At 61.8% G+C, this 4910-nt stretch carries 6 protein-coding genes; 2 read left to right on the top strand and 4 right to left on the bottom strand.

The window, feature by feature from the left end:
• The 3 genes from EN750_RS18405 to EN750_RS18395 all read right to left on the bottom strand — a co-directional run.
• The coding region (locus EN750_RS18405; RefSeq protein ID WP_145967755.1) for an enoyl-CoA hydratase/isomerase family protein at positions 1-284 on the bottom strand (284 nt) is incomplete at its 3' end.
• 14 nt (positions 285-298) lie between these two features.
• Positions 299-937 carry an acyl-homoserine-lactone synthase gene (locus EN750_RS18400; protein ID WP_013533650.1) on the bottom strand — a complete coding sequence of 213 codons (639 nt, stop codon included), beginning with the start codon at positions 935-937 and terminating at the stop codon, positions 299-301.
• A gap of 96 nt (positions 938-1033) precedes the next feature.
• On the bottom strand, positions 1034-1765 hold the full coding sequence (locus tag EN750_RS18395; protein ID WP_127267150.1) for a LuxR family transcriptional regulator: 732 nt from the start codon (positions 1763-1765) through the stop codon (positions 1034-1036).
• Between the two features lie 248 nt (positions 1766-2013).
• Here EN750_RS18395 and EN750_RS18390 point away from each other — a divergent pair, with 248 nt between their 5' ends.
• A complete protein-coding gene (locus tag EN750_RS18390) occupies positions 2014-2862 on the top strand; it encodes a transporter substrate-binding domain-containing protein (protein ID WP_127267151.1) in 849 nt (282 codons plus the stop codon).
• Between the two features lie 60 nt (positions 2863-2922).
• Here EN750_RS18390 and EN750_RS18385 read toward each other — a convergent pair whose 3' ends face one another.
• The gene (locus tag EN750_RS18385) at positions 2923-3330 is read right to left on the bottom strand and encodes a tellurite resistance TerB family protein (protein ID WP_013533653.1); all 408 of its coding nucleotides are present in this window, start codon (positions 3328-3330) and stop codon (positions 2923-2925) included.
• A 162-nt stretch (positions 3331-3492) separates the two neighbouring features.
• Here EN750_RS18385 and EN750_RS18380 point away from each other — a divergent pair.
• Positions 3493-4910: lysine--tRNA ligase (locus EN750_RS18380; RefSeq protein ID WP_127397260.1), on the top strand; the 1418-nt coding region annotated here is incomplete at its 3' end.

Raw genomic sequence — 4910 nt, 5'->3', positions numbered from 1 at the left:
GGCTTGGGAAACGTCGCCAGCGTGCGGAACAGGTCGGTGACGGCGGCAATCAGTTTCTGGTGCTTGGTGGCGTCGAGGAATTCGGAGAAGTCGCCGCCCAGACAGAAACAGCCTGCCAGGCCGCGCAGCACGACGACGCGAACCTCCTCATTGTCGGCGGCTTCATGGAAGGTCCTTGCCAGGCTTTCATAGGCTCTCCTGTCCAGCACCGGCCGGCCGTCGCTCGACGACACGGTGACGACCAGCGTGTGGTTGCGAAGTTCAGGTTGCGGGTGTGTGCTCATGGCTGTCTCCGATCTCATGACGCACGCCTTTGCCCGAGCATGTCAGGATATCCCCTGGCCAGCACGGGAGCAAAATGATTGCGGCGCGACCGCACCACATCGAGGGTGTGTTCGTTGAAGGTCAGCAAGGTGGCGACGACCTGCTGGTTGCCATAGGTGCGCTGATAGCCCAGCGGGGTCGCCAGGAAATGCAGTTGCAAGGCGCGCAGCACCCACATCGGCTCGAACTCGATGATCACCTTGTCGACGCCGCGCTTCAGCCCCCACTCGACGAAACCGGCAATCAGTTCGGTGCCGACGGTCGAAACGCCGCGACGGCCGTCACGAAAACCGGGAGCCACCGCGTAGCGGGTCAATTCCCAGATGTTTGGACCCGATGGCGGCGTTCCTTCGGAAAGATCGGTCAAGACCTCGGTCAGCAGATGTGGGCGCGTCGTCGGCAACATCCTCTGATAACCCGCCACTTCACCGCCTCTGATGACGATCTGATGAACCGCCTCGTCGTGATCGAACTGGTCAAGTTCGAGCCCGTCGGGCCGCCTGAGGTCATCCCACCCCATCTCTTCGACGAATATCTTGTAGCGCAACCGATGGACGGCCTCCCAAAGGTCGGGACGTTCCATCAATTCCTGGGTTGTAAGGGAAAAAAGCATTCCGCCGTCTCCTGCGTTCAGAGGAAGATACGGCCGTGCTTTGATGAGAAAATTGCGTGATCGCGTAGGCAAAAATTCCAGGTCGGCACGGCCGACCTAACTAATGTAGCCGCGCCGTATCGCTTCCGCGACGGCCTGCACCCTGTTGACGGCACCTAGTTTGCTTTTGGCGTTAAGAAGATGTTTCTCCGAGGTGTGTTCGGAAATGCCGAGGATTTGCGAAATCTCCCATTCGGACTTGCCGACGGCGGCCCATTGCAGGCATTCGCGCTCGCGCGGCGTCAGCACGATATGATCGATGGTGTTGCTCGCCATGGTGTGGAGTTGCATGGCGCGGCCAACCGCGTAGGTCGAGACCAGCGACACCTGGCCAAATTCGGCGGCGGACAATTCCACAGCCTCGCCGCCGAGCGACACCATGACGATCTGGCCGTCAAGCGTGATCAACGGAAAGGCCAACCCATCACGCAATTTGAAGGCGCCGGCATCGCCCATCACCTCGCCGCTGCTCTTGTCTATGCGGATGCCCTGCGACGCCTCGTGCCACTGGAAGGGCGCCTGCAACTGTTTCATATGGCTGACGACCGGGTCATGGTCGACATAGTTGCGCGCGACATAGCGCTCCAGCCATTCGCCCGGCCAATCGCAGAGAAGCACATGCTGCTTTTGCTGGCCGGCCGGCGTGCCTGGCTGCGGTACGGTTCCCGCCATCAGCGCGGTGAGGCCGAAATCCGATGTTATGCCCAGCAGCCTTTCACAGACCGCCGCCGCCGTTGCGGCGTGCTGCAGTTGGTCTATGTATTCCAGCGTGCGATCGAACTGACCCATCGCAACATCAACCCCATGTTGCCTCGTGCATTGCGGCCAATGATGCGTGCCTGATTTACACTTCGCCACCGACCACGGATTGCAAATCGCATACTTATTTTGTGGCTTCCCTCACCGAGGCGGCCGAAGCTGATTTGCAAACCGGCTAAATCATATCCTGAAATCGGCGGGTTGAAATCAAAAACCATTGTGCCTGTACCATTTTCGTACCAAAACCGGTGCGAGCACGACTGTGGCGGAGTTTTATCTTGGCGTTCCGGTGGAGGTCCTTCGCCCTTGCGATGCTGATCGGCTTGCTGTCGTTCGCCGACGGCGCGCGCGCCGCGGCGCCTCAGGTTCCGGTGCTGTGGGATGCCAAGGAGCGGCTGCCCAAGCCAGACCTTTCGACGCTGCCCCGGCTGAGGTTCCTGACCACCACGGACTTCCCGCCCTTCAACTTCCTTGACGGCGCGGGAAAGCTGTCCGGCTTCCATATCGATCTGGCACGCGCCATCTGCGCCGAGCTTGGCATTGTCGAAAAATGCCAGATCCAGGCCCTGCCCTGGGCCGAGCTGGAAGGCGCACTGCGGAAAGGCGAAGGCGAGGCGATCATCGCCGGCATAGCCGCAACACCGGAATCGCGCGCGACCTACGCCTTCTCACGCTCCTATCTGCAGTTTCCAGCGCGCTTCATCATGCCGAAAGGCAAGGCGCTGACCGAGCCCATCTTTGACAAATTGCACGGCAAGCGTGTCGGCGTGATATCAGGCTCGGCGCATGAACGCATGCTGCGCGACTATTTCAACACGGTTCAGGTCGTCCCTTTCGACAGGCCGGAGGACCTCTATGCCGATCTCAAGGCCGGCAAGGTCGACGCCGCCTTCGGCGACGGCATGCGCCTGGCTTTCTGGCTGGGCGGCTCGGACGCGGCGGGCTGCTGCCGCTTTGCCGGCGGGCCCTATCTGGCGCCTGAATATCTGGGCTCGGGCATGGCCATTGCCACCAAAGCGGACAATCCGGCGCTGGCCGCCGCGATCGACTACGCGCTGCAGGAGATTTCGATGAAAGGCACGTTCGCCGAATTTTATCTGCGCTATTTCCCGGTCAGTTTTTTCTGATCCGGTTCCGGTCGGCTTTGCCGGCCTGACCTGAACCTCAACAGCTTCCGGCCAAGGACTTCAGGTCAGCGTGCGGAGCCGCGCCTTGGCCGCGCGGCCGATGGCAGCAACCGTCAGCGTGTCGAGATCGAGCTGACGCCGGATCAGCTGCAGCACCCGCACCTCTTCCATGCGCATTTCGAGGTCGACGGCGGCAACCTCGAAGGCGGCGGCATAGGCGGTGTCGCGCAGCCGCTCAGGCAAGACCTCGGCGACTTCAGCCAGCACGCCTTCCAGCCCATCCTTTTCGTGCAGGCGCTTCTGGCAGTCCTGGGCAACGCCGACCAGCCTGTCGTGGTTGAAGTCCTCGAACACCGGCCAGGAGCGGACGACCTCGCCGATCCGCGCCAGTTCGACATCGGTCATGTCGCGGTCCGAGGCCGAGGTGATGACCATCAGATAGATCAGGGCTTCATGAGGTGTCGGCAATTTTTTCTCCTTGAACCGGGCCTCGAAGTTAGGAACGCCCGTTCTGCACCGCAAGGAAAAAGCGCCGCACGCGTTGACGCTCCGGCGCTGCACGCCTAGAGACCGGTTGAAAACCTTGCCGCGGCCCGCCTTCGGGCCGGCAAATGATTTGGAAACTGTGACATGGCGGGATCAAACATCATCGATCTCAACCCCGAACTGTTGGCGGCCGCGACCGAAAGCAAGGCGTGGCCCTTCGAAGAGGCCAAAAAGATCATCGAGCGCTACAAAGGCGCCGACTTCCCGCAAACAATCCTGTTCGAGACCGGCTACGGGCCGTCCGGCCTGCCGCATATCGGCACGTTCGGCGAAGTGGCGCGGACGTCGATGGTGCGCCATGCCTTCCGCGTCCTGACGCAGGATAAGGTCGCGACCAAGTTGCTGTGCTTTTCCGACGATATGGACGGCATGCGCAAGATACCCGACAGCGTGCCGGACCGCGCCGCACTCGAGCCTCATCTGCACAAGCCGCTGTCGTCGGTCCCCAACCCCTTCGGCGGCGACTATGCGAGCTTCGCCGACCACAACAACGCGATGCTTTGCCGCTTCCTCGACACGTTCGGCTTCGACTATGAGTTTGCCAGCGCGACGCAATACTACAAGGCCGGCCGTTTCGATGCGATGCTCAAGCGCGCCGCCGAACGCTATGAGCAGATCATGGCGGTGATGCTGCCGACGCTCGGACCCGAGCGGCAGGCGACCTACAGCCCGTTCCTGCCGATCTCGCCAAAGAGCGGCCGCGTGCTTTACGTGCCGATGAAGCATGTCGACGCCAAGGCCGGCACCATCACCTTCGACGACGAGGGCACCGAGACCACGCTTTCGATCACCGGCGGCCGCGTGAAGCTGCAGTGGAAGCCGGATTTCGGCATGCGCTGGGCAGCGCTTGGCGTCGATTTCGAAATGTTCGGCAAGGACCACCAGACCAATGCGGTGGTCTACGACCGCATCTGCAACATTCTGGGCGGACGGGCGCCGGAGCATTTCGTCTACGAACTGTTCCTCGACGAGAACGGCCAGAAGATCTCGAAGTCGAAAGGCAACGGGCTGACCATCGACGAGTGGCTGACTTATGCGCCGACCGAAAGCCTCGGGCTCTACATGTACCAGCGGCCGCGGCAGGCCAAGAAGCTGTATTTCGACGTCATCCCGCGGGCCGTGGACGAATACTATACGTTCCTCGCCGCCTATCCCCGGCAGGACTGGAAGGAACGGCTGGGCAACCCGGTCTGGCATATGCACGACGGCAACCCGCCCGCGATCGACATGCCGGTGCCGTTCTCGTTGCTGCTCAATCTGGTCAGCGCCTCCAACGCGCAGAACAAGGATGTGCTGTGGGGGTTCATTTCACGTCATACGCAAGGCGTGACGCCAAAGACGCATCCCGAGCTCGACCGGCTGGTCGGCCATGCGATCCGCTATTTCGACGATTTCGTGAAGCCGACGAAAACCTTCCGGCCCGCCGACGAGGTCGAGCGCGAGGCGCTGGCAGCCCTCGACGAAGCGCTTGGGGCGCTGCCGGCCGACGCCAACGGCGAAGC

It is taken from the genome of Mesorhizobium sp. M7A.F.Ca.ET.027.03.2.1, from assembly GCF_003999175.1.
GTDB lineage: Bacteria > Pseudomonadota > Alphaproteobacteria > Rhizobiales > Rhizobiaceae > Mesorhizobium.
This window is presented reverse-complemented; position numbering and strand designations above follow the sequence as displayed.

Excerpts from the sequence above, each read along its gene's own strand:
- EN750_RS18395 (WP_127267150.1), bottom strand. The coding sequence starts at position 1,765 with ATGGGTCAGTTCGATCGCACGCTGGAATACATAGACCAACTGCAGCAC.
- EN750_RS18400 (WP_013533650.1), bottom strand. The coding sequence starts at position 937 with ATGCTTTTTTCCCTTACAACCCAGGAATTGATGGAACGTCCCGACCTT.